Here is a 24,516-nt window from a genome sequence, read left to right as displayed (position 1 = left end):
AGCGGCATTTTCACGTTACGCAGGGAAGCAGGCGGAGCACGGGCAGGTGATGCCCGTGCAAAAAAGCGTTAGGGCAGAACTTTTGCGGAGAGAATAACCACCGGTTTCGATGGCACATTCTGATAAGGACCGACGTTGTGGGTCTGTACCTGGGAGATCTTGTCCGCGATATCCATGCCTTTCACAACTTTACCAAAAACGGCGTAGCCGAAGTCGCGCTGGCCGTGATCGAGGAAAGCGTTATCCGCCACGTTGATGAAAAACTGGCTGGTGGCGCTGTCTTTATCAGCGGTACGGGCCATGGAGATGGTGCCGCGGGTGTTGCGCAGGCCGTTGTCCGCTTCGTTCTTGATCGGCGGGTTCGGCTGCTTCTGCTGCATCTGCTCGTTAAAGCCGCCGCCCTGCACCATAAAGCCGGGGATCACGCGGTGAAAGGTGGTGTTGTTGTAGAAACCGCTGTTCACATAGTCAACAAAGTTCTTCACTGATACCGGGGCTTTCTGGCTGTTCAGCTCCAGCTCAATGTTTCCCGCAGAGGTGGTTAACAGAACATGAGGATCGCCTTTTGCGGCGAAGGCAGCCGGAGAGAGTGCAGAGAGAGCAAAAATAGCCGCTACAGCCGCCAGAGTCGTTTTAACCATGTGAATTCCTACAGTGAACAGAGAAGAGAGCGAGTCGCTTGATTCTAAAGAGCATGCTGCCCCCAGGCCAGCGCTTTACTCAATTTTACGAATTTGAAACAGTTGTGTCTGTAGCGCTCTGTGCCGCAACAGACGGAAAATATGTGACACATTTCAAAATAAAATGTGCAACATGAGCAATTTTCATTTTTAAAGATTTAAATGTGTCACCTGAACGCATAAAATCTGCCCGTTCACGACGCAGTCAATGCGTTTTACACTTCTCTTCACAGGCCAGTCATGACTAACAGCAACAGAATTAAGCTCACATGGATCAGCTTCTTCTCCTACGCCCTTACCGGTGCGTTGGTGATCGTCACCGGTATGGTGATGGGCGATATCGCGAAGTACTTCGATCTTCCGGTATCCAGCATGAGCAACACCTTCACTTTCCTGAACGCTGGGATCCTTATCTCTATCTTCCTGAATGCCTGGCTGATGGAGATCGTCCCGCTAAAAACGCAGCTGCGTTTTGGCTTTGTACTGATGGTGCTGGCCGTCGCCGCGCTGATGCTGACCCATAGCCTGGCAATCTTCTCTGGCGCGATGTTCGTGCTGGGGCTGGTGAGCGGTATCACTATGTCCATCGGCACCTTCCTGGTGACGCAGATGTATGAAGGTCGCCAGCGTGGCTCTCGGCTGCTGTTCACCGACTCCTTCTTCAGCATGGCCGGAATGATCTTCCCGATGGTGGCCGCTTTCCTGCTGGCCCGCAGCATCGAGTGGTATTGGGTCTACGCCTGCATTGGTCTGGTCTACGTCGCTATCTTTATTCTGACCATTGGCTGCGAGTTCCCGGCCCTGGGCAAACATGCTGCCCCAAGCGACAAGCCGGTGGTGAAAGAGAAGTGGGGCGTTGGCGTCCTGTTCCTCTCTATCGCCGCGCTCTGCTACATCCTCGGCCAGCTGGGCTTTATCTCCTGGGTGCCGGAGTATGCTAAAGGTCTGGGCATGGACGTCAGCGGCCAGGGCAAGCTGGTCAGCGACTTCTGGATGTCTTACATGGTCGGTATGTGGGCGTTTAGCGTTATTCTGCGCTTCTTCGACCTGCAGCGTATTCTCACCGTGCTGGCAGGAATGGCGACCGTGCTGATGTATCTCTTCATCACCAGCAGCCCGGAGCATATGGCGTGGTTTATTCTGGCCCTTGGCTTCTTCTCCAGCGCCATCTACACCACCATCATTACCCTTGGCTCTCAGCAAACCAAAGTGGCGTCGCCGAAGCTGGTTAACTTTGTCCTCACCTGCGGCACCATTGGTACCATGCTGACCTTCGTGGTGACCGGACCTATCGTGGCCAACAGCGGCCCACAGGCGGCGCTGATGACCGCTAACGGCCTCTACGCCGTGGTATTCGTTATGTGCTTCGCGCTGGGCTTCGTGACTCGCCATCGCCAACACAACACTACCGCCTCCGCGCACTAAGCTATTCCCGCCCCTTTTCGTCCTGAAAAGGGGCTAGCTCCTCTCCTCCTCAAGGGTTCACTCCCATTAATCTTTAGTGGTAACTCTTCCTGCGCAAAAACCCTCTTTTTTGTATGTAATTTGCTCTACGCCGAAAAGCCAGCTAATTCCGTGACTTAGAAAAAAGCTTTTAAATCAGCAATATACTCCTTAGGGAGTAGGTAAAGGTGAACTTGATTTGCATCAATAAACGCCACGGCTGAATCGTTAAGGTAGGCAGTAATAGAAAAGAAATCGAGGCAAAAATGAGCAAAGTCAGAATCGCTATTATCGGTAACGGCATGGTCGGCCACCGTTTTATTGAGGATCTCCTCGATAAAGCTGACGCTGCCCGCTTCGACATTACCGTATTTTGTGAAGAGCCGCGGAAAGCCTACGACCGCGTCCATCTCTCTTCCTACTTCTCTCACCACACCGCCGAAGAGCTCTCCCTGGTGCGCGAAGGCTTCTATGAGAAGCATGGCGTCAAAGTGCTGGTGGGCGAACGAGCTATCACGATCAACCGTCAGGAGAAGGTGATCCACTCCAGCGCGGGCCGCACGGTCTATTACGATAAGCTGATAATGGCCACCGGCTCCTATCCGTGGATCCCACCGATTAAAGGCTCCGAAACCCAGGATTGCTTTGTTTATCGCACTATCGAAGATTTGAACGCCATTGAAGCCTGCGCGCGCCGTAGCCGCCGGGGCGCAGTGGTGGGCGGCGGCCTGCTCGGTCTCGAAGCCGCCGGGGCGCTGAAGAACCTCGGCGTTGAGACCCACGTCATTGAGTTCGCACCGATGCTGATGGCCGAACAGCTTGACCAGATGGGCGGCGAGCAGCTGAAACGCAAAATTGAGAGCATGGGCGTGCGCGTGCACACCAGCAAAAATACCCAGGAGATCGTCCAGGAGGGCGTCGAAGGGCGCAAAACCATGCGCTTTGCCGACGGCAGCAGCCTTGAGATCGACTTCATTGTCTTCTCAACCGGTATTCGCCCACGCGACAAGCTGGCGACCCAGTGCGGGTTAGCAACGGCCCAGCGCGGTGGGATCATGGTGAATGACACCTGCCAGACCTCCGACCCGGATATCTACGCCATCGGCGAGTGCGCCAGCTGGAACAACCGCGTCTACGGCCTGGTTGCGCCGGGCTACAAAATGGCACAGGTGGCGGTGGACCATATCCTTGGCACCCCGAACGCCTTTGAAGGTGCCGACCTCAGCGCCAAGCTGAAACTGCTGGGCGTGGACGTCGGCGGCATTGGCGATGCCCATGGCCGCACGCCAAACTCCCGCAGCTACGTCTACCTGGACGAGAGCAAAGAGGTCTATAAACGCCTGATCGTCAGCCCGGATAACAAAACCCTGCTCGGTGCGGTGCTGGTAGGCGACACCAGCGACTTTGGCAATTTACAACAGCTGGTGCTGAACGCCATCGAGCTGCCGGAAAACCCGGATGCGCTGATCCTGCCCGCCCACGCGGGCAGCGGCAAACCCTCAATTGGCGTTGATAAGCTGCCGGACAGCGCGCAGATCTGCTCCTGCTTCGATGTGACCAAAGGCATGCTGATCTCGGCCATCAACAAAGGCTGCCATACGGTAGCGGCGCTGAAGGCAGAAACCAAAGCCGGTACCGGCTGCGGCGGCTGTATTCCACTGGTAACCCAGGTGTTGAACGCCGAGCTGGCGAAACAGGGTATCGAAGTGAACCACAGCCTGTGCGAACACTTTGCCTACTCCCGCCAGGAGCTGTACCACCTGATCCGCGTGGAAGGGATCAAGACCTTCGACGAGCTGCTGGCCAAACACGGTAAGGGCTACGGGTGCGAAGTGTGTAAACCCACCGTTGGCTCCCTGCTGGCCTCCTGCTGGAACGAGTACGTTCTGAAGCAGCAGCATACGCCGCTGCAGGATACCAACGATAACTTCCTTGCCAACATCCAGAAAGATGGCACCTACTCGGTGATCCCGCGCTCTGCCGGTGGCGAAATCACTCCGGAAGGGCTGATGGAGGTGGGGCGTATCGCCCGTGAGTTTAACCTCTACACCAAAATCACCGGCTCACAGCGTATCGGCCTGTTTGGCGCGCAGAAAGATGACCTGCCGGAGATCTGGCGTCAGCTGATTGAAGCCGGGTTTGAAACCGGTCATGCCTACGCCAAAGCGCTGCGCATGGCGAAAACCTGCGTCGGTTCAACATGGTGCCGCTACGGTGTCGGCGACAGCGTGGGCTTCGGCGTCGAGCTGGAGAACCGCTACAAAGGCATCCGTACCCCGCACAAAATGAAGTTTGGCGTCTCTGGCTGCACCCGCGAATGTGCGGAAGCGCAGGGTAAAGACGTGGGCATTATCGCCACAGAAAAAGGCTGGAACCTCTACGTCTGCGGTAACGGCGGGATGAAACCCCGCCATGCGGATCTGCTGGCGGCGGATCTCGACCGCGACACCCTGGTACGCTACCTCGACCGCTTTATGATGTTCTACATCCGCACCGCCGATAAGCTGACCCGTACCGCGTCCTGGCTGGACAATCTGGAAGGCGGCATCGAGTACCTGAAGAGCGTGATTATCGACGACAAGCTTGGCCTGAACAGCCAGCTGGAAGCAGAGATGGCCCGCCTGCGCGACGCCGTTATCTGCGAGTGGACCGCTACCGTTAACGATCCGCAGGCGCAGGTCCGCTTCAAACACTTTATCAATAGCGATCGCCGCGACCCGGCGGTACAGATTGTACCGGAACGTCAGCAGCATCGCCCGGCCACGCCGTATGAGCGTATTCCGGTCACTCTGGTGGAGGAAACCGTATGAGCCAGTGGAACACCGTCTGTCAGCTCGCTGACATCGTGCCAGCAACCGGCGTCTGCGCCCTGTTGAATAACCAGCAGATCGCGATTTTCCGCCCGCGGGCCGATGAGCAGGTCTATGCCATCAGCAACATCGATCCCTTCTTTGAGGCCAGCGTGCTGTCGCGCGGCATCATTGCCGAGCACGACGGCGAACTGTGGGTTGCCAGCCCGCTGAAGAAACAGCGCTTCCGCCTGCGCGACGGCCTGTGCATGGAGGATGCGGACCACTCCGTAGCCCGCTTTGATGCCCGGGTTAAAGACGGCGAAGTACAAATTAAAGCGTAATACCCCGGCGGGGGTGCAATGCCCCCGCCTGTTAACCTTCTCTTTTTTAGCTTTTTTCTATTTAACTTTGGATAATCATCATGTTCGCAGACACTATCAACAAGTGTGCGGCTAACGCTGCGCGCATTGCACGCCTCTCTACAGATAATCCGCTGGGCTTCTGGATCAGCTCTGCAATGGCCGGCGCCTACGTGGGCCTGGCGATTATCCTCATCTTTACCCTTGGCAACCTGCTTGACCCGGCGGTACGTCCGCTGGTAATGGGCGCGACCTTCGGCATCGCGCTGACGCTGGTGATCATCGCTGGCTCCGAGCTGTTTACCGGCCACACCATGTTCCTGACCCTGGGCGTGAAAGCGGGCACCATCAGCCGCGGCCAGATGTGGACGATCCTGCCGCAGACCTGGCTAGGTAATCTGGTGGGGTCGGTTTTTGTTGCCCTGCTCTACTTCTGGGGCGGCGGTAGCCTGCTGTCGGTCGATACCAGCCTGGTGCACACCGTAGCGCTGGCAAAAACCAGCGCTCCTGCCAGCGTGCTGTTCTTCAAGGGTGTGCTCTGCAACTGGCTGGTGTGTCTGGCGATCTGGATGGCGATCCGTACCGAAGGCGCGGGGAAATTCCTTGCTATCTGGTGGTGCCTGCTGGCATTTATCGCCTCTGGCTATGAGCACTCGGTCGCCAACATGACTCTGTTCGCCCTATCCTGGTTTGGTCATCACAGCGACGCCTACACCCTGTCCGGTATTGGGCATAACCTTTTGTGGGTAACCCTGGGGAATACTTTATCCGGAGCCATATTTATGGGACTGGGATATTGGTATGCTACCCCTCGCGCAGAGCGTCCTATACCAGCTAAAAACGCCGCGCAGGAAACCGTTAGCCCTTAAAGCGAGTTAGCGCTTAAAACTACAACGAGGTTACGTCGTGCACCATCTTCCTATTTTTTGCCAGTTACGCGATCGCGACTGCCTGCTCGTCGGCGGTGGCGATGTCGCAGAGCGTAAAGCCCGCTTACTTCTGGAAGCCGGTGCGCGGCTTACCGTCAATGCGCTGCACTTCGATCCGCAGTTTACCGTGTGGGCGGACGAGGGCATGGTCACTCTGGTAGAGGGCCACTTTAATGAGGCGCTGCTCGATCCCTGCTGGCTGGTGATTGCCGCTACCGACGACGATGCGGTCAATCAGCAGGTCAGCGATGCGGCGGAAGCGCGCCGCATCTTCTGTAACGTGGTTGATGCACCGAAAGAGGCAAGCTTTATCATGCCGTCAATCATCGACCGCTCGCCGCTGATGGTAGCGATCTCCTCCGGCGGCACCTCGCCGGTCCTGGCGCGCCTGCTGCGGGAAAAGCTGGAGTCGCTGCTGCCGCTGCACCTTGGCAAAATTGCTGGCTACGCTGGCACCCTGCGTGGACGGGTGAAGGCCACCTTCGCCACCATGGCCGAGCGCCGCCGCTTCTGGGAGAAGTTTTTCACCAACGACCGTCTTGCCCAGTATCTGGCCAACAGCGATCGCCTTGCCATCGACAACGAGACGGAGTCGCTGTTTAACACGCCGCTCGATAACCGCGGGGAAGTGGTGCTGGTTGGCGCAGGGCCGGGCGATGCCGGGCTGCTGACGCTGAAGGGCCTCCAGCAGATCCAGCAGGCGGACGTGGTGGTCTATGACCGCCTGGTCTCCGACGACATTATGAACCTGGTGCGCCGCGACGCCGACCGTATTTTTGTCGGTAAACGTGCGGGCTATCACTGCGTGCCGCAGGAGGAGATTAACCAGATCCTGCTGCGCCAGGCGCAGTCCGGCAAGCGTGTGGTGCGCCTGAAGGGTGGCGATCCGTTTATCTTTGGTCGCGGCGGCGAAGAGCTGGAGACGCTGTGCCACGCGGGGATCCCTTTCTCCGTGGTGCCGGGCATTACCGCTGCCTCGGGCTGCTCCGCCTACTCGGGCATTCCGCTGACCCACCGCGACTACGCCCAGAGCGTGCGGCTGATCACCGGCCACCTGAAAACCGGCGGCGAGCTGGACTGGGAAAACCTGGCCGCAGAGAAGCAGACCCTGGTGTTCTATATGGGGCTCAATCAGGCCGCAACGATCCAGCAGAAGCTGATCGAGCATGGGATGCAGGCGGACATGCCGGTCGCGCTGGTGGAAAACGGTACGGCGGTACAGCAGCGGGTCGTGAGCGGGGTATTGAGCGAGCTGGGTACGCTGGCGCAGCAGGTTGAGAGCCCGGCGCTGATTATCGTTGGCCGCGTCGTCGCCCTGCGTGACAAGCTGAACTGGTTCTCGCACCACTGATTTTTGAAAAACGCCCGGCGGCACTACGCTTGCCGGGCCTACATATTACATCCGAAAATTACGGCTTGGCCACAAAGCCAATCGCTGCGTATACCGCTTTCAGCGTCTCTGCGGCGCGGGCGCTGGCTTTCTCGGCACCCTCTTTCATAATGCGCTGCAGGAAGGCTTCATCGTTACGGTAGCGGTGGTAGCGCTCCTGAAGCTCGGTCAGCATGCCAGAGACCGCTTCCGCCACTTCACCCTTCAGGTGGCCGTACATTTTACCTTCGAAGTGCTGCTCCAGCTCGGCAATGCTCTGTCCGGTCACGCCAGAGAGGATATCCAGCAAGTTAGAGACGCCCGCCTTCTCCTTCACATCGTAGCGCACGACCGGCGGCTCTTCGGAGTCGGTTACCGCACGTTTGATCTTCTTCACCACCGACTTCGGATCTTCCAGCAGGCCGATAACGTTGTTGCGGTTATCGTCAGACTTGGACATCTTCTTGGTCGGCTCCAGCAGGGACATTACGCGCGCGCCGGATTTCGGAATGAACGGCTCCGGTACTTTAAACACGTCACCGTAGATAGCGTTAAAACGCTGGGCGATATCGCGGCTCAGCTCAAGGTGCTGCTTCTGATCTTCACCAACCGGTACCTGGTTAGTCTGATAGAGCAAAATGTCTGCCGCCATCAGCACCGGATAGTCAAACAGGCCGGCGTTGATGTTCTCAGAGTAGCGCGCTGACTTATCCTTAAACTGGGTCATGCGGCTCAGCTCGCCGAAATAGGTGTAGCAGTTCAGCGCCCAGCCAAGCTGCGCATGCTCCGGCACGTGGGACTGCACGAAAATGGTGCTCTTCTCGGGATCGATCCCGCAGGCCAGGTAGAGCGCCAGCGTATCCAGGGTAGCCTTGCGCAGCTTCTCTGGATCCTGACGGGCGGTAATGGCGTGGAGATCCACGATGCAGTAGATGCAGTCGTAGTCATCCTGCATGGTTACCCACTGACGCAGCGCACCCATATAGTTGCCGATGGTCAGTTCACCTGAGGGCTGTGCGCCACTAAAGACGATGGGCTTAGTCATTTTTCTGTTCCTGATGTTCACTATATGGAAGCCCAAGCGCGGGCAGTAACTCTTTGAAATGGTCGAAGATATGATCCGGTTCGCTCAGCGCGATGGCTTCGCCGTAGTTGTAGCCGTAGGTGAGGCCCACGGCACAGCAGCCAGCCGCTTTCGCCGCCTGAATATCATTCCGCGAATCGCCAACAAACAGCAGCGCCTGCGGCGTCACCCCGAGCTTCTCCGCGACCAGCAGCAGCGGCTCCGGGTGCGGCTTTTTGTTTTTGACATCGTCACCGCCGATCACCAGCGTGAAATAGCGGGCAATATCCAGCGCCTCCAGCAGGGGCGCAACAAACGGCGTCGGCTTATTGGTTACCAGCGCCAGCGGATAGCCCTCTTCATGCAGGGCGGCCAGGGTGGCGGCTACGTCCGGGAAGAGAAAGCTGCCCTCTTCAACCACGTCGGCATAGTAGCGATCGAAAAGCTTGCGCAGAATGCGGGCCTGCTCCTCTTCGGGAATAGCCGCGTGATCGATTGCCGGTTTGCCCGCCATTGCACGCTGGCTGGCGTGCTCCTGACGAGACCATGCCAGCGCCCGCTGCATCAGCACGTCAGCGCCGTTGCCGATCCACGTGACTACCCGAGCCTCACCGGCAGCGGGCAGCTCCAGGGCATAGAGCGCCTGGTCTACGGCGTGGGTCAGACCCGGAGCGCTATCGACCAGCGTACCGTCGAGATCGAAGGCAATAGCCTGAATTCCATCGATTTTCTTAGCCATGATGAACCTTTGCCAGTTCGCTGCGCATTTTATCGATCACGCTACGGTAGTCCGGCTGGTTAAAAATAGCCGAGCCAGCGACAAACATATCTGCGCCTGCGGCGGCAATTTCACCGATGTTATCCGCCTTCACGCCGCCATCAACCTCAAGGCGAATGTCATAGCCGGAAGCATCGATGCGACGGCGCACTTCGCGCAGCTTGTCGAGCGTATGAGGAATAAAGCTCTGGCCGCCGAAGCCCGGGTTGACGGACATCAGCAGGATCACATCGAGTTTGTCCATGACGTAGTCAAGCCAGCTCAGAGAGGTTGCCGGGTTGAACACCAGCCCCGCTTTACAGCCGTGCTCTTTGATCAGCTGCAGCGAGCGGTCGACGTGTTCGCTGGCTTCGGGATGGAAAGTAATAATGCTCGCCCCTGCGGCAGCGAAATCGGGGATCAAACGGTCTACCGGTTTCACCATCAGGTGGACGTCAATGGGGGCGGTGATGCCATAGTCGCGCAGGGCTTTCAATACCATCGGCCCCATCGTCAGATTGGGGACGTAGTGGTTATCCATGACGTCAAAATGCACCACGTCGCCACCGGCCGCCAGCGCGTTAGCGGTGTCCTCACCCAGGCGGGCAAAGTCAGCCGACAGAATTGAAGGGGCAATCAAATACTGTTTCATCCGCATCTCCTTGAGAACTATTTTTTGTCTGCCGGGCGATAGAGCGCCAGCAGTTCGTCCACCTTTTTGCGTGTGCCACCGTTGCTGCTGATACTGCGGCGCACTTTAACCTGAAAATGCGTCGCGGCTTTGTACCACTCACGGGTGTCCGGCGTATCGTGATTCGAAATTAACACTGGGATTTGCTTACTGACCAGTAATTCCGCCATCTCTGCCAGACGCGCCTGCTCTAGCGGACTAAAGCTGTTGGTATGATAGGCGGTAAAGTTCGCCGTCGCAGAGAGAGGTGCATAGGGCGGATCGCAGTAGACCACGGAATTAACGTCGGCGAGTTCCATGCACGCCTCATACGAGAGGCAGCGAAACTCTGCGTTCTGGGCCTTTTCAGCAAAGTGGTACAGCTCGGCTTCCGGGAAGTAGGGTTTTTTATACCGGCCAAAGGGCACGTTAAACTCGCCGCGCAGGTTATAGCGGCACAGACCGTTATAGCCGTGACGGTTTAGATATAAAAACAGCACCGCGCGCCGCAGCGGATCCCGGCACTGGTTGAACTCGGTACGCAGCCGGTAGTAGACCTCAGCCTGGTTATGCTGCGGCGTAAACAGCTCGCGGGCGTTGAGGACATACTCATCGGTGCGGGTTTTAACGATGTTGTAGAGACCGATCAGATCGCTGTTGATATCCGCAAGGATATAGCGAGAAAAGTCGGTATTCAGAAATACCGACCCGGCCCCGACGAAGGGTTCTATAAGACACTCACCGGGTGGTAAATGCTTTTTAATGTCGTCGAGCAGGGGGTATTTCCCCCCTGCCCATTTCAGAAAAGCGCGATTTTTTTTCATGCTGACTAACTAATGACACCCTTTGCAGCTGGGGCGTGAGCCCGACAGCATTTGCGCTTTACTCATTACTTGAGATCGGCCTGCACCTGATGCAGCGGCTTCGCCCACGGGTTTTTCGCCTGCACGTCGGCTGGCAGCGTAGAGACGGCGCGTTTAGCATCATCTTTCGACGCATAGACACCGCTTACCAATACGTACCACGGCTGACCGTTACGCGAAGTCTGATAAACCACGAAGTTTTTCAGGTTCTCTTTCTTCGCCCACGCGTTCAGGTTGTTGTAGTTCGACGAGCTGCTCAGCTGCAGCGTGTAGTGGCTGCCCGGCGCTGACTTCAGGGAACCCACGTTGCCAGTAGAGGCATTAGCCGTGGCCGCAGGCGCTGCTGCTGCCGGTGCGGCGGCCGCTGGCGCAGGGGTCGTGGCAGGCTTCGCCGACTGGGTCGGTGCCGTTGCCGTGACCGCTGCGGACGGTTTCGCCGCAGGGGCTGCGCTGGCCGTTGCTTTTGGCTGGGCCGTGCTGGTCGTCGCTGGCGCGGTCGTGGCCGCCGTCTCGGTGCGCTTCGGCTGGGCTGCTGCTTTCGGCGCGCTTTGGGTTGGCTTCGGCTCGATTACCGCCTGCTGGCGCTCGGTGCGCGGCGCGGCGCGGTGCTCGGTTGCGGAGGCCTGACGCTCAGACGCGGCGGTCTGGCGCGACTCTGCTGCTTTCGCGTTATGCACTGGCGCTACGGTAGCGGGCTCGGTTGGCAGAGTGGAGTTCACCGCCACGCTGTCTACCTGGTTTTGGTTCTGCGGCTGCGCCAGGGCGTTGTTCAGATCGCCCTGCACTTCAACGCGCTGCTGGCCTTCCGGCGCGGCAGGTGTCTGCCCCTGGGTTGGCGTAGAGGCGATCGGCGGCAGAGAGACATCCTGCGGATTACCCGCCGTCTGCTCAGCCGAAGTCGCGCCCGGCGCAGGCTGCGTGCCGTTGGCCTGGTCGGCGGCGTTATCTGACAGGTTGACGCTCTTCTCCGAGGATGCCTGTTCACTGCCGGACTTATCGGCAGGTGACTTCAGCGCGGATCCGATGCCGACGATCAGCAGGAGTAGAACCAGGATCCCCAGCCCCATCATCAGGTACTGGCGGGAGGCAGGTTTAGCGGCAGGGGCTTTTTTACGCTTGCGAGGGCGACGCTCTACGCGCTCCTCATCCACGGCGCTCTCCTCCAGCTCCTCTTCCTCATAGCTTTCGTCACTCTCTTCACGTGCTTTACGCGTCCGTGAAGGGCGACGATCGTCAGCGTCCAGATCGACATCATCGAAGTTGATCTGCGGATCGCTGTCGCGTTCAGAAGACTGGCGCGTACGACCAGGACGACGATCGCTGGGATCGGTTTTCAGCTCGTCTTCTGGTTTGAATTCATCCATTTAACACCCCACTCAAAGGCTAATGCCTACCACTAGTGCGCATTGCCCGAAGTTAAACACCACGACTGGCGTGGCCAGACCTTTCTCGTTTTCACGCCTGCTGGCAATCAGCAATGGCGCCAAGAACAACATCATGTGGCACTCCGCCACGGACTTCACTCTTCCCTATCGCCAGCGGCAGGACTAAACGCATCTCGCCCGCCAGCACCTTTTTGTCACGCAGCATGTGAGGAATATACGCCTCTGCGGACATCTCCCGCGGACCGTTGACCGGCAGGCCAGCGCGCGTGAGTAAGGTAATGATTCGCTGCGTATCGTCCCGGCTAAACTGCCCGAGGCGTTCGGCCGCGCGTGCTGCCATGACCATTCCCGCCGCCACCGCTTCACCGTGCAGCCAGTTACCGTAGCCCATTTCGGCTTCGATAGCGTGACCAAACGTGTGGCCCAGGTTGAGTAAAGCACGTAAGCCGGTCTCGCGCTCGTCCGCGGCGACAACTTCGGCTTTTAGTTCACAACAGCGGCGAATGCAGTAGGCCATGGTGGGACCGTCGAGGCGCAGAAGCGCATCGAGATTCTCTTCCAGCCAGCTAAAGAATGCGGCGTCAAGAATGATGCCGTACTTGATGACTTCAGCCAGGCCAGAGGAGAGTTCGCGCGCGGGAAGCGTCGCCAGGCAGTCGAGATCGACGACCACCGAGGCGGGCTGGTAGAACGCGCCGATCATATTTTTGCCGAGAGGGTGATTCACCGCTGTCTTGCCGCCAACGGACGAATCGACCTGAGAAAGGAGCGTGGTGGGCACCTGAATAAAGCGCACGCCACGTTGATAGCTCGCAGCCGCAAAGCCGGTAAGATCGCCTACCACGCCGCCGCCAAGTGCCACCAGCGTCGTATCGCGCCCATGAGGTTTTTGCAACAGGGCGGTGAAAACCGTATCCAGTACCGCCAGGCTTTTGTACTGCTCACCGTCCGGCAGCACGACGCTGTCAACCCGCACACCCGCCTGTTCAAGAACATGGCGGATTTTTTCAAGATAGAGCGGAGCCAGCGTCTCGTTAGTGACCAGCATGACCTGGTCGCCTGACTTCAACGGCAAAAAGGAAGCTGGATCGTTAAACAAACCAGCCGCGATGGTGATTGGGTAACTACGTTCCCCAAGAGTGACGGTGATCCTCTCCATGACGCGACATCCACCTTAATTGCGTAAACCTGCAGGCGTTATAGTAAGCCAGAATCAGTTGCTTTCCAGCATATGAATAATCTGGTTTGCAACCACTTTTGCGCTCTGATCGTCGGTGCGGATGGTGACGTCGGCAATCTCTTCATAGAGAGGATTCCGTTCGTCGGCCAGCGCTTCGAGAACTTCTCGCGGCGGCGTCTCCACCTGTAACAGTGGACGCTTTTTATCGCGTTGAGTACGAGCCAGCTGCTTTTCGATAGTGGTTTCCAGATACACCACTACGCCACGGGCGGAGAGACGATTACGGGTTTCGCGGGATTTCACAGAGCCGCCGCCTGTCGCCAGCACAATGCCCTGCTTCTCGGTCAGTTCGTTAATGACCTTTTCTTCGCGATCGCGGAAACCTTCTTCACCTTCTACATCGAAGACCCAGCCCACATCAGCTCCGGTTCGTTTCTCAATCTCTTGATCAGAATCGTAAAATTCCATATTGAGTTGTTGAGCTAACTGACGCCCAATAGTGCTTTTGCCGGCACCCATAGGCCCAACCAGAAAGATATTGCGTTTCTCTGCCATTTTTTCGGTACTACTATAAGACTATTCGTTAATGGTAAACCCACTTCGCAGACACCTGGCGGAGCAGGACATGAACTGAAACCTCATATGCGTAAGTTCGAGAATCAGACTGAAAATTATCTCAATACTCGCGCTGTTTTGGCAACTGAATAAATCACCAACCTTGCGAAGAGGCCAATTGAGGTAAGACGGGAGTAGCTGACGCTCAAAATCGGTACTCCTTGTAAGCTAATTCATGTCTCACGTCAAACACCTGAGTTCAGTTCATGGCAAAAATCATCATATTTGAGCTGCGCCCTTCCCGCCTTAATGCAGCGGCATAAGGCGTGGCGTGATGAAAACCACCAGCTCGCGCCGCTTGTTATCGTTACCCTCATGGCGAAAAAGACGTCCCAGCCAGGGCACGCTGCCCAGCCCAGGCACGCTCTCGCTGCCGGATTTCTTCTGTTGCTGAAAGATGCCGCCCAACGCCAGCGTATCACCGCTGCCGACTTCGACCTGAGTTTCGATCTCCTGCTTATCGATAGCTAACACTTCGCCATCCGCCTGCTGAAGCACCTGGCCGGGCATATTCTGGCTGATATGCAGCTTTAGACGCACCCTACCGTCCTGTAGCACCGTTGGCGTTACCTCCATTCCCAGCACCGCCTCCTTGAACTCGACCGAGGTCGCGCCGCTTTCCCCGCTGGAGACCTGATAGGGAATTTCGCTCCCCTGCTTGATGCTGGCTGGCTGCTGATGAGAGGCGAGCAGACGCGGGCTGGCGATGATTTCCAGCTGCTGCGCCTGCTCAAGGGCCGACAGCTCGACGTCCAGCATGCGGCCATTGATGCGTCCGATATTAAAGCCCACGCGCGTCGTGGCCTCGCTCACCGAGAGATCGCTACTGAGCGTGGTGACATCGCCAATTTTCCCTGCCGCCTGCGCTTCGGCTAGCGTCCACTTCACCCCGAGCTCACGCAGGCTCTTTTCATTAATCGTTACGATATGCGCCGACAGCTCTACCTGGGCGACCGGTAGATCCATCTCTGCGATCCAGCGCGCTATGACCTGCAGCGAAGCCGCGTTGTCCCGCAGCAGCAGGCGGTTCATGCGTTTGTCGGCCATCATCGTGCCCTGCGGGCTGAGCAGCTTTCCACCCGCCCTGGCCAGCTCTTCCGCCTCGGCATAGCGTAGCGTAACGCTCTTCTCCACCAGCGGCAGAGCGCTCTGCTGCTTCGCCCTGTCGGCCTCACGTTTCTCCTGCTGCTGCTCTCCCCACGCCTGGGTATGCACCTGGAGAACGCTGTTCTCTTTCTGCACGATCAGCTCCGCGCTGGAGAGCACCGTCTGCAAAGCCTGCTGCCACGGAACGTTTACCAAATGCAGAGAGAGGGTGCCGCTGACCTCTGGCGCAACGACAAGGTTGTAGCGACCCAGCTCTGCCAGGGTCTGCAGCACCTGCACCACCGGAACATCATCGACGGCCAGCGTCACCGGTAGCGGGCTTTTTGCCCATGCTGGCAGCATGCTGAGAAGCAGCCCGGCTGCCGCTATCCATTTTTTCATCCTTAGCTCCTTGTCGCTGCCACTGCCACTGCGCTGGTTCGCAACCTGCAGCGGTGGCAATGTGCAACGTCTGCTCCGTAACCGAGACGACCTGCCAGCCGGGTGGCAGACGCCCTCCCGCCGCCGCTCTGATCCACCGTCCTTCGGCGTTACGCAGCACGCCCCGGCGATGACCGTTAACGTCAATAAAACCCTGGTAGCGCCACTGGGCCAGCATCGCCGTCTGACAGCGGTCCGGCAGCGGCTGAAAAGGATCGCGCATGCCGAGCAGCAGCGGCAGGGCCAGTAGCCATACCCGGCGTGTGTCAGGAGCCATCGCTGCTCTCCAGCTCAAGGCGCAGATGCAGCACGCCCTCTTTTAACGCCAATGAAAAGGCGGTGGCCTGCATACGCTGTTTGGCGAGGCGGGCAAAGGTCTCGGGCACATCCTGCCACCCGGTTTGCAGCACCAGCTCACCGCCGCGGGCGTTCGGATGCCAGCTCAGCAGCCGGGCGCTGCCGGTCTGGAAAGCCAGCGCGGAAAAAGCGCGCTCGGGTAGGATCGCAGAGGTCGCCAGCTCCTCTGCCTGGCGCAGCGGCATCACGCCTGCCCACAGCTGGCTGCGGCTCTGCTGCTGGGCACGGATCTCGGCCAGCCGCTGCGTCTGCTCGTGTATGCATGGCCGCACCGCCAGGAGCCAGGCCAGCGCGGCGCAGCCTAAGGCGATTGTCAGCCAGATGGCGCTTCGGCTATGGGCAGAGAGCGAGAGCCAACGCTCAGGATTGAGGTGCATGAGGCGCGTCCGGAAGCAGAGCGTAATTAAACTGCCAGCGCCCCTGGGTATCCCGCGAGGCAGCCCCGGGCTTACTCATTCGTAGCCCAGGAAATGCATTGAGTACCGTTTCCAGCTCACCTAGCGCCGCGAAGCTCACCGCATAGCCTGCCAGCGACAGCGTCCCCTGCTGAAAGCGCAGCTCACTCAGCCACGCCTGCGCTGGCAGCGCGTCAGCAAGACGGGTTAACGTCTGCTGCCACTCCCGCGTGGCCTGTAACCGCTGATGACGCTGCTGCCGAGCCTGCCGCTCTGCCTGCTGGGCAAGCAGGCGCGTCTGGCGCTGGGCCAGCCCTGCCTGCAACGTTACGCCCGCCTGCTGCACCCATGTTAGCCGCTGGTTCTCCTGCAACGCGTACATTCGCAGCACCGTGGCCAGCAGCACAATTAGCAGCAGGCTAGCAGAGAAGAGCGTTATCCAGATGCGCAGGCAGCGGCGCTGCTGTCGGGCACGCCAGGGAAGAAAGTTGACCGCCTGCGCCACTATTCACCTCCCAGCGCCAGGCCAATGGCGACCGCCCAGGCCGTGCCGTTTTCCGGCAGCGGTGGGCACAGCCGCGCAATGGCGCTCCAGGGGTCGAAGCTGCCCGGTTCGACATTGCAAAGTGAGCCCTCCGCCAGCGGCAGGCCCAGCACCTGGGCCAGCTCATCAACGGTATTGGCCTCCTCATGTGCGCGCCGTCCCCAGTCGCTGCGCGTTGCCCAAAGCCACTGGCAGGCGTCACGCCAGGCCAGCCAACGCAGCGGCGGCACAAGCAGCGGAATAAAGCGCTGGAGGGCACAGGCGTCAGGGGTGATGGCCGAGAGATGCAGGTTAAGGTTATCCGCCAGCGTCATCAACGCGGCAACGTCACTGGTCTGCGCCGCCGTCACGCTGTAAGCGCGCTGTACGCTGTCATCGGTGTAGTCGATGCGCAGGTCGTCGGCAGGTATGCCCAGCTCGCGGGCGAGGCTGTTGGTCACCCACTGTAGCTGGGCGCTTTCGCCTAGCCGTACGGCGGGCCGGGGCAGCCGCTTTTGCAGCGTGCGGCCGGCTGGAAAAGCGATGCTAATCTGGTGCCTGCGCGGCAGGGTTTTACTCCATGCCTGCAACGCCATATAGAGACGTTCAGGCTGCCTAATCTGCCCGTCAATAATCGTCCCTGCTTCCAGCGGCAGCTGCCACCAACGGCGCAGCACAAAGCGGGATTTTTCCTGCGTTAGCGCGATGGCATAGACGCCATCCTGCTGAATATGAAGGCCTATTCGCCAGCGACCGAGTGCCATAAATCGCGATCTCCTTATCGTTCGTCGGGGTGACGGCTATATCAATGCATCAGGCTTGCCTTTATACTACGCCGCGATTGTTTATAAACTGCCCAAAGAAAACTAAATGGGAAATCTCCGGTGAAGTTCGTAAAGTATCTATTTATCCTTGCAGTCTGTTGCATTCTGCTGGGAGCAGGCTCGGTTTATGGCCTCTACAAATTTATTGAGCCACAGCTGCCTGACGTCGCCACGCTGAAAGACGTGCGGCTGCAAATTCCGATGCAGGTTTATACCGCCGACGGCGAATTGATTGCGCAGTACGGCGAAAAGCGCCGCATTCCGCTGACCCTGGATCAGATCCCACCTGTTATGGTCAAAGCCTTTATTGCCACTGAAGACAGCCGTTTTTATGAGCATCACGGCGTCGATCCGGTGGGGATTTTCCGTGCTGCCAGCGTGGCGCTCTTCTCCGGCCACGCCTCTCAGGGGGCGAGTACCATTACGCAGCAGCTGGCGCGTAACTTCTTTCTCAGTCCGGAAAAGACCCTGATACGTAAGCTGAAAGAGGTCTTCCTGGCGATCCGCATTGAGCAGATGATGAGCAAGGATGAGATCCTTGAGCTTTACCTGAACAAGATCTACCTCGGCTACCGCGCCTACGGCGTGGGCGCGGCGGCGCAGGTCTATTTTGGTAAGTCTGTGGACCAGCTTACCCTGAGCGAGATCGCGGTGATTGCGGGGCTGCCAAAAGCACCCTCAACCTTCAACCCGCTCTACTCTCTCGACCGTGCGACCTCGCGGCGTAACGTGGTGCTGGCGCGTATGATGAGCGAAGGCTATATCAACCAGTCGCAGTACGACAGCGCCCGCAGTGAAGCCATTGATGCCAACTATCACGCCCCGGAGATCGCCTTCTCCTCCCCTTATCTCTCGGAGATGGTGCGCCAGGATATGGTGTCGCGCTACGGCGAGAAGGCCTATGAGGATGGCTACCGGGTCTACACCACCATCACGCGGAAAACACAGGAAGCGGCCCAGAAGGCGGTACGCGACAACGTGATGGATTACGACATGCGTCACGGCTATCGCGGACCGGCGAACGTGCTGTGGAAACTGGGCGAGAGCCCGTGGGATAGCAAAAAAATCACTGACTCTCTGCGCGCGCTGCCGACCTATGGACCGCTGCTCCCTGCCGTAGTGATGCAGGCCAATGCCCAGGAAGCAACGGCGATGCTGGCCGACGGCACGTCAGTGTCGCTGCGCATGGACGGCGTACGCTGGGCACGCCCTTTCCGCTCGGATACCGCTCAGGGCGCAACGCCGCGCCGGGTGACCGATGCAGTACAGGCCGGACAGCAGATTTGGGTTCGCCAGGTGAACGACGCCTGGTGGCTGGCGCAGGTGCCGGACGTGAACTCGGCCCTGGTCTCCATCAACCCGCAGAACGGAGCGGTGATAGCCCTGGTCGGCGGCTTCGATTTCAACCAGAGCAAATTTAATCGCGCCACTCAGGCGCTGCGCCAGGTCGGCTCGAACATCAAGCCATTCCTCTACACCGCGGCGATGGACAAAGGGCTCACGCTGGCGAGCATTCTTAACGACGTGCCGATCTCACGCTGGGATGCCGGCGCAGGCTCCGACTGGCGACCGAAAAACTCGCCGCCAGAGTATGCCGGTCCTATTCGCCTGCGCCAGGGGTTAGGCCAGTCGAAAAACGTGGTGATGGTGCGGGCCATGCGGGCGATGGGCGTCGATTACGCTGCGGAGTACCTGCAACGCTTCGGTTTCCCGGCCCAGAACATTGTTCACACCGAGTCGCTGGCGCTCGGCTCCGCCTCCTTCACCCCACTGCAGGTGGCGCGCGGCTATGCAGTCATGACGAACGGTGGCTTCCTGATCGACCCGTGGTTTATCAGCAAGATCGAAAATGACCAGGGCAAGGTACTGTTTGAAGCCCAGCCGAAGGTCGCCTGTGCGGAGTGTGATATTCCGGTGATCTACGGCGAGACGCAGAAGTCCAACGTGCTGGAGAACAGCAACGTTGAGGACGTATCCGTGTCGCAAGAGCAGCAGAACCTCACCGTGCCTATGCCGCAGCTTGAACAGGCCAACCAGGCGCTGGTGGCGCAGACCGGTGCGCCGCAGTACGCGCCGCATGTAATCAACACCCCGCTGTCGTTCCTGATTAAGAGCGCGCTGAACAGCAACATCTTTGGCGAACCGGGCTGGCAGGGTACCGGCTGGCGTGCCGGACGCGATCTCAAGCGTAACGATATTGGCGGCAAAACCGGCACCACCAACAGTTCGAAAGATGCCTGGTTCTCCGGCTACGGTCCTGGCGTCGTGACCTCGGTATGGATTGGCTTTGACGATCACCGTCGCGATCTGGGCCGGACTACCGCCTCCGGCGCGATTAAGGATCAGATCTCAGGCTATGAAGGCGGGGCGAAGAGTGCCCAGCCAGCATGGGATGCCTTTATGAAAAGCGTGCTGGACGGCGTGCCGGAAGCACCGCTAACGCCGCCGCCGGGTATTGTGACGGTGAACATCGATCGCAGCACCGGGCAGTTAGCGAACGGTGGCAACAGCCGTCAGGAGTACTTCATTGAAGGTACGCAGCCAACCCAGCAGGCGGTGCATGAGGTGGGGACAACCCTTATCGATAACGGCGAGACGCACGAGCTCTTTTAGGTGACCAATACGCCCGGCGGGGCTATTCCCGCCGGGCGTGAGTTACGCTACAGCCGTCCCTGCCCTTTCAGCCATTCGCGCACTAAAAACAGCGCGCTCACGTTGCGGGCCTCGTTGAAATCGGGGTCTTCCAGCAGATCCATCAGATGTGCCAGCGGCCAGCGCACCTGCGGCAGCGGCTCTGGCTCATCCCCTTCCAGCGACTCCGGATAGAGATCTTCCGCAACCACAATGTTCATCTTGCTGGAAAAGTAGGAGGGCGCCATGCTGAGCTTTTTCAGGAAGGTCAGCTGGTTAGCACCAAAACCGATCTCCTCTTTTAGCTCACGGTTCGCTGCCTCATAGACGCTCTCGCCAGCGTCAATAAGCCCTTTCGGGAACCCTAGCTCGTAGGATTCAATGCCGACGGCATATTCACGGATCAGCATCACGTGCTCATCGACAATGGCGACAATCATAACGGCTTCACGGGTCGAGGGGCGCATACGCTCATACACGCGGCGAACGCCGTTACTAAATTCCAGGTCCACGCTTTCGACGTTAAACAGGCGAGATTTAGCGACCGTTTCAACGTTAAGAATGGTGGGTTTTTGCAATGATTTGCTCATTCTGATGGGTCTTTAGAGTGAAAACTTTCATCATTGTGCGGCAAACCGCACGGTTTCGGCAACGGCAATTGCCTTTTATTTACATTTGTGCAACTTAGAGGTAGGGCATTAATCATTTAGCCAGGAAAGTCAAGAGATTGAAATAAAACTAAGAATTTGCTGATATGGTCTACGACACGGCTTTGTTACCATCGCGCGCTGCTACTATTCGCTTCGCCAACAAGGTGCACCGACTACACCTCTGTAAGAAAAGTAAGATGGGAAAAGCATGAGCACCATTTTGATTTTTATCGCTGCTATGCTGGCCTGCGCTCTCCTTGCAGGGTGGTTCTTCAGACGACGTTCGCACCGTCGCTTCCGTCTGCCGTACCTGCCGGATTTTGCCGGGGCGGCGAACCGTAAGCTCACGCCGGAAGAGCGGAGCGCGGTTGAATCCTATATCGAGACGCTGTCCCGTACTCAGCAGGCGCCTGGCCTGACGGGTGCCACCGCTGCACCGATCTCCCTCTCCCTGAATGCGCAAAGCAATACGGTGCTCTCCGTCACCCACTCGATCACGCGCTACGGCATCAACAGCGACGATCTCAATAAGTGGCGCTACTTCCTCGACTCGGTTGAAGTCCATCTGCCGCCGTTCTGGGAGCAGTATATTACCGACGAGAACGTGGTTGAGCTTATCCGCACCGATACGCTGCCGCTGGTGATCTCTCTCAACGGCCATACGCTGAGCGACTCGCTTCAGGAAGCACGCGGCTACGCCCTGGAGCTGCCGTCCACAACCCAGACCTCAATTCGCGGGGAAGAGAGCGAACAGATTGAGCTGCTGAATATCCGTCAGGAGACGCGGGAGGAGTATGCCTTAAGCCGCCCTGATGGCCTGCGTGAAGCGCTCTTGATTGTGACCTCATTCCTGCTGTTCTATTTCTGCCTCGCCACGCCGGACGTTTTTGTACCGTGGATGGCCGGGGGCGCGGTCATGCTGCTCGCCGCCGGGCTGTGGGGGATCTTCGCCCCGCCAGCTAAGAATACCCTGCGTGAGATCCACTGCCTGCGCGGCACGCCCCGCCGCTGGGGTCTGTTTGGCGAGAACAACCAGGAGCAGATCAATAATATCTCGTTGGGAATTATCGATCTGATCTATCCCCGCCACTGGCAGCCCTACGTTACTCAGGATCTGGGTCAGCAGACCGATATCGATATCTATCTCGACCGTCACGTCGTGCGCCAGGGGCGGTTTTTATCCCTGCATGACGAAGCGATCAACTTCCCCTTACAGCACTGGCTGCGTAGCGCAATTATCTCCCTCGGTGCGCTGGTGGTGCTGGTTCTGCTGCTGATCTGGGTGCCGCTGGATATGCCGGTGAAATTCACCCTGTCATGGATGAAAGGCGCGCAGACCGTCGAGGCCACCAGCGTAAACCAGCTGGAGCAGGCCGGGCTGCGGGTAGGCGATACCCTGAGCATCCACGGTACCGGCATGTGCAATATCCATATGCAGGAGAACTGGCGCGGGCGGCAAAACTCGCCTTTCTCACCGTTCGACTGCTCACAAATTATCTGGAACGACGCACCGCCGCTGCCGCTGCCGGAATCCGATACCGTCAATAAAGCGAACGCGCTGATTCAGGCGGTGAACCGCCAGCTGCACCCCTCCAGCGAGGAGGATTCCCACGTCAGCGCCGCGCTACGGTCGGCGATTCAGAAGTCGGGCATGGTGCTGTTAGATGATTTTGCCGAGATCGTGCTGAAAACCCAGGACCTCTGCTCTGCCGAAGATGAATGCGCACGGCTTAAGAACGCGCTCGTTAACCTCGGCAACACCAAAGACTGGGAGACGCTGACCAAACGCGCCAGCGCGGGCAGGCTCAGCGGCGTAAACGTGCTGCTGCGTCCGGTTAGCGCCGAATCGCTGGATAACCTGGTGACCACCTCGACCGCCCCCTTCCTGCTGCGCGAAACCTCACGCGCCGCCCAGGCGCTTAACAGCCCGGCACCGGGCGGGTTTGTGATCGCCAGCGATGAAGGCAGCGAGCTGGTGGATCAGCCGTGGCCGCCCATCGCGTTGTCTGACTATCCCCCGCAGGAGCAGTGGAACGAGTTCCAGCGGCTGGCGCAAATGCTGATGCAGACCCCGTTTAGCGCCGAAGGTATCGTCACCAATATCTATACCGATGCCAACGGAACGAAGCATGTCAGCCTGCATCGGATGCCATCCAGCGCCGGGCTATGGCGCTATATTGGTACTGCCCTGCTGCTGCTGGCGATGATCCTCTGCACCCTCTATAACGCCGTTCAGGCGATACGCCGCTACCAGCGTCACCGCTCACGCCTTGCCGATATTCAGGAGTATTACGATAGCTGCCTGAACCCGCAGCTGCTGCAGGCCTCCGATAGCCCATCAGATCGCTTTATCTGATAAAAGCAGCGCGCGCCAGGGTATGCTACCCTGTCGCGCTTATCCGCTCGCAGGAGTCTCTCATGCATATTGATATCAACTGGCAGGACGTAGAGACCGTGCTGCTGGATATGGACGGCACGCTGCTGGATCTGGCGTTTGATAACTATTTCTGGCAAACGCTGGTGCCGGAAACCTTCAGTGCTGCACGCGGCCTGACGCCATCCGAGGCACAGACGCAGATGCAGGCGGAGTATCATGCCGTGCAGCATACGCTAAACTGGTACTGTCTGGACTACTGGAGCGAACGTCTTGGCCTTGATATTTGTGCCATGACCACGGCCGAGGGCCCGCGTGCCGTTATGCGCGAAGATACCGTGCCCTTCCTGGATGCGCTGAAGGCCTGCGGCAAGCGCCGAATTTTGCTCACTAACGCCCATCCGCACAACCTGGCGGTGAAGCTTGAGCATACCGGACTGGGCGCACACCTTGATTTATTACTTTCTACCCACACATTTGGTTATCCGAAAGAGGATCAACGACTGTGGCAGGCCGTTGTTGAAGCTACCGGTCTGAACCCGGAGAAGACGCTGTTTATCGATGACAGCGAGCCGATTCTGGATGCGGCGGCGGCATTCGGTATTCGTTACTGCCTCGGCGTCACCAACCCTGACTCCGGGCTGGTGGAGAAGCGCTATCAGCGTCATCCCGGACTCAACGACTATCGCCGCCTGATCCCCTCACTGAAGTGAAGGAGATGCGATGAAAGAGAAGCCCGCGCAAGACGTCCGCTTAGACAAATGGCTCTGGGCGGCGCGCTTTTACAAAACCCGTGCTCTGGCCCGCGAGATGATCGAGGGTGGCAAGGTGCACTACAACGGGCAACGCAGCAAGCCGGGGAAAACCGTTGAGCTGAACGCCATTCTGACGCTGCGTCAGGGAAATGATGAACGCACGGTGGTGGTAAAAGCCATCACCGAGCAGCGCCGTCCGGCAAGCGAGGCGGTGGCGCTGTATGAAGAGACGGCTGAAAGTATTGAAAAACGCGAGAAGATGGCGGTAGCCCGCAAGCTGAACGCGTTAACGATGCCGCACCCGGAGCGCCGCCCGGATAAAAAAGAGCGCCGCGACCTGATGAAATTTAAATACGGTGATGACGCGTAGTCGTC

Annotated in this window: 23 protein-coding genes; 9 read left to right on the top strand and 14 right to left on the bottom strand. The window is 58.5% G+C overall.

All coding sequences use genetic code 11. The annotated features are described in order from the left end of the window. Positions 1 to 68: 68 nt before the first annotated feature. A complete protein-coding gene (gene ppiA / locus WFN61_RS17705) occupies positions 69 to 641 on the bottom strand; it encodes a peptidylprolyl isomerase A (RefSeq protein ID WP_257758686.1) in 573 nt (190 codons plus the stop codon). A 279-nt stretch (positions 642 to 920) separates the two neighbouring features. On the opposite strand from ppiA, the gene tsgA reads away from it, so the two are divergent. From tsgA to cysG, 5 genes are all read left to right on the top strand, one after another. Next, positions 921 to 2,105: an MFS transporter TsgA gene (gene tsgA, locus WFN61_RS17700; RefSeq protein ID WP_222889373.1), complete on the top strand. Its 1,185-nt coding sequence runs from the start codon at positions 921 to 923 to the stop codon at positions 2,103 to 2,105. A gap of 284 nt (positions 2,106 to 2,389) precedes the next feature. After that, positions 2,390 to 4,933: a nitrite reductase large subunit NirB gene (gene nirB / locus WFN61_RS17695; protein ID WP_337038999.1), complete on the top strand. Its 2,544-nt coding sequence runs from the start codon at positions 2,390 to 2,392 to the stop codon at positions 4,931 to 4,933. Next, positions 4,930 to 5,256: a nitrite reductase small subunit NirD gene (gene nirD / locus WFN61_RS17690; protein ID WP_042393096.1), complete on the top strand. Its 327-nt coding sequence runs from the start codon at positions 4,930 to 4,932 to the stop codon at positions 5,254 to 5,256. The genes nirB and nirD overlap by 4 nt, the downstream gene beginning before the upstream one ends. An 80-nt stretch (positions 5,257 to 5,336) precedes the next feature. After that, entirely contained in the window at positions 5,337 to 6,143 is an 807-nt protein-coding gene (gene nirC / locus WFN61_RS17685; RefSeq protein ID WP_312282892.1) for a nitrite transporter NirC, read from the top strand. A gap of 37 nt (positions 6,144 to 6,180) precedes the next feature. Beyond that, positions 6,181 to 7,554 (top strand): siroheme synthase CysG, encoded by a 1,374-nt coding sequence (cysG, locus tag WFN61_RS17680; protein WP_144818054.1) that lies wholly within the window; start codon positions 6,181 to 6,183, stop codon positions 7,552 to 7,554. 58 nt (positions 7,555 to 7,612) lie between these two features. Here the strand turns inward: cysG and trpS are convergent, their stop codons facing one another. The 12 genes from trpS to pilM all read right to left on the bottom strand — a co-directional run bounded on the left by trpS (position 7,613) and on the right by pilM (position 17,671). Further along, the gene (gene trpS / locus WFN61_RS17675; RefSeq protein WP_144818053.1) at positions 7,613 to 8,617 is read right to left on the bottom strand and encodes a tryptophan--tRNA ligase; all 1,005 of its coding nucleotides are present in this window, start codon (positions 8,615 to 8,617) and stop codon (positions 7,613 to 7,615) included. Further along, entirely contained in the window at positions 8,610 to 9,374 is a 765-nt protein-coding gene (gene gph, locus WFN61_RS17670) for a phosphoglycolate phosphatase (protein WP_144818052.1), read from the bottom strand. Before gph ends, trpS begins: the two co-directional genes overlap by 8 nt. Continuing rightward, positions 9,367 to 10,044 carry a ribulose-phosphate 3-epimerase gene (gene rpe / locus WFN61_RS17665; RefSeq protein WP_042393104.1) on the bottom strand — a complete coding sequence of 226 codons (678 nt, stop codon included), beginning with the start codon at positions 10,042 to 10,044 and terminating at the stop codon, positions 9,367 to 9,369. Before rpe ends, gph begins: the two co-directional genes overlap by 8 nt. Before the next feature lie 17 nt (positions 10,045 to 10,061). Continuing rightward, positions 10,062 to 10,886, bottom strand: a complete 825-nt coding sequence (gene dam / locus WFN61_RS17660) for an adenine-specific DNA-methyltransferase (protein ID WP_144818051.1) — start codon at positions 10,884 to 10,886, stop codon at positions 10,062 to 10,064. A gap of 65 nt (positions 10,887 to 10,951) precedes the next feature. Beyond that, positions 10,952 to 12,289: a cell division protein DamX gene (gene damX / locus WFN61_RS17655; RefSeq protein WP_312174520.1), complete on the bottom strand. Its 1,338-nt coding sequence runs from the start codon at positions 12,287 to 12,289 to the stop codon at positions 10,952 to 10,954. 91 nt (positions 12,290 to 12,380) lie between these two features. Next, positions 12,381 to 13,469 carry a 3-dehydroquinate synthase gene (gene aroB / locus WFN61_RS17650; RefSeq protein WP_144818049.1) on the bottom strand — a complete coding sequence of 363 codons (1,089 nt, stop codon included), beginning with the start codon at positions 13,467 to 13,469 and terminating at the stop codon, positions 12,381 to 12,383. 54 nt (positions 13,470 to 13,523) lie between these two features. Further along, positions 13,524 to 14,045, bottom strand: a complete 522-nt coding sequence (aroK, locus tag WFN61_RS17645) for a shikimate kinase AroK (protein WP_003861630.1) — start codon at positions 14,043 to 14,045, stop codon at positions 13,524 to 13,526. Between the two features lie 306 nt (positions 14,046 to 14,351). Next, a complete protein-coding gene (hofQ, locus tag WFN61_RS17640) occupies positions 14,352 to 15,593 on the bottom strand; it encodes a DNA uptake porin HofQ (protein WP_312235631.1) in 1,242 nt (413 codons plus the stop codon). Then, positions 15,502 to 15,909 (bottom strand): HofP DNA utilization family protein, encoded by a 408-nt coding sequence (locus WFN61_RS17635; RefSeq protein ID WP_312235630.1) that lies wholly within the window; start codon positions 15,907 to 15,909, stop codon positions 15,502 to 15,504. Before WFN61_RS17635 ends, hofQ begins: the two co-directional genes overlap by 92 nt. Further along, complete coding sequence (locus WFN61_RS17630; RefSeq protein WP_144818046.1) at positions 15,899 to 16,366, bottom strand: HofO family protein; 468 nt, start codon at positions 16,364 to 16,366, stop codon at positions 15,899 to 15,901. The genes WFN61_RS17635 and WFN61_RS17630 overlap by 11 nt, the downstream gene beginning before the upstream one ends. Continuing rightward, on the bottom strand, positions 16,350 to 16,889 hold the full coding sequence (locus WFN61_RS17625; RefSeq protein WP_337038998.1) for a PilN domain-containing protein: 540 nt from the start codon (positions 16,887 to 16,889) through the stop codon (positions 16,350 to 16,352). Before WFN61_RS17625 ends, WFN61_RS17630 begins: the two co-directional genes overlap by 17 nt. Beyond that, on the bottom strand, positions 16,889 to 17,671 hold the full coding sequence (gene pilM / locus WFN61_RS17620) for a pilus assembly protein PilM (protein WP_144818044.1): 783 nt from the start codon (positions 17,669 to 17,671) through the stop codon (positions 16,889 to 16,891). Before pilM ends, WFN61_RS17625 begins: the two co-directional genes overlap by 1 nt. A 120-nt stretch (positions 17,672 to 17,791) precedes the next feature. Here pilM and mrcA point away from each other — a divergent pair, with 120 nt between their 5' ends. Next, positions 17,792 to 20,344, top strand: a complete 2,553-nt coding sequence (gene mrcA, locus WFN61_RS17615) for a peptidoglycan glycosyltransferase/peptidoglycan DD-transpeptidase MrcA (protein ID WP_257758694.1) — start codon at positions 17,792 to 17,794, stop codon at positions 20,342 to 20,344. Positions 20,345 to 20,391: 47 nt separating this feature from the next. Here mrcA and nudE read toward each other — a convergent pair whose 3' ends face one another. Then, entirely contained in the window at positions 20,392 to 20,952 is a 561-nt protein-coding gene (gene nudE, locus WFN61_RS17610) for an ADP compounds hydrolase NudE (RefSeq protein WP_042393123.1), read from the bottom strand. Positions 20,953 to 21,220: 268 nt separating this feature from the next. Here nudE and WFN61_RS17605 point away from each other — a divergent pair, with 268 nt between their 5' ends. From WFN61_RS17605 to hslR, 3 genes are all read left to right on the top strand, one after another. After that, positions 21,221 to 23,368, top strand: coding sequence for an intracellular growth attenuator family protein (locus WFN61_RS17605; RefSeq protein ID WP_337038997.1), 2,148 nt, complete (start codon positions 21,221 to 21,223; stop codon positions 23,366 to 23,368). Positions 23,369 to 23,430: 62 nt separating this feature from the next. Then, on the top strand, positions 23,431 to 24,099 hold the full coding sequence (yrfG, locus tag WFN61_RS17600; protein ID WP_144818041.1) for a GMP/IMP nucleotidase: 669 nt from the start codon (positions 23,431 to 23,433) through the stop codon (positions 24,097 to 24,099). A 10-nt stretch (positions 24,100 to 24,109) separates the two neighbouring features. Then, positions 24,110 to 24,511, top strand: coding sequence for a ribosome-associated heat shock protein Hsp15 (gene hslR / locus WFN61_RS17595; protein WP_144818040.1), 402 nt, complete (start codon positions 24,110 to 24,112; stop codon positions 24,509 to 24,511). The last annotated feature ends 5 nt before the right edge of the window (positions 24,512 to 24,516 follow it).

Source organism: Pseudescherichia sp. AS216, assembly GCF_037152055.1.
Classification (GTDB): domain Bacteria; phylum Pseudomonadota; class Gammaproteobacteria; order Enterobacterales; family Enterobacteriaceae; genus Pseudescherichia.
Note: the sequence above shows the minus strand (reverse complement) of the source record. Positions and strands in the feature narration are given on the sequence as shown.